General features: G+C 63.2%; 1 protein-coding gene. It reads right to left on the bottom strand.

Annotation, left to right across the window (positions count from 1 at the left end):
- A partial coding sequence (locus SB751_RS35775) for an aldehyde dehydrogenase family protein (RefSeq protein ID WP_410749703.1) occupies window positions 1–231 on the bottom strand: 231 nt, incomplete at both ends.

Genomic DNA, 231 nt, shown 5'->3' with positions numbered 1-231 from the left:
CGACAGACCATAGGCGATGTCGTTGGAAAGACGGATGGCGTCGGCTTCGTCGTCGAAGGGAATCAGGCAGGCGACCGGCCCGAAGATTTCTTCCTGCGCGATGCGCATGCGGTTATCGACATCGACGAACACGGTCGGGCGCACGAAATTGCCTTGTTTCAGGGCCTCCGGCAGATCGGGCGCGTCGAGGCCGCCGCAGGCGAGCGTTGCGCCTTCCTTCGGTCCGAGTTC

It is taken from the genome of Cupriavidus sp. SIMBA_020 (assembly GCF_046535395.1).
Classification (GTDB): domain Bacteria; phylum Pseudomonadota; class Gammaproteobacteria; order Burkholderiales; family Burkholderiaceae; genus Cupriavidus; species Cupriavidus campinensis.
Note: the sequence above shows the minus strand (reverse complement) of the source record. Positions and strands in the feature narration are given on the sequence as shown.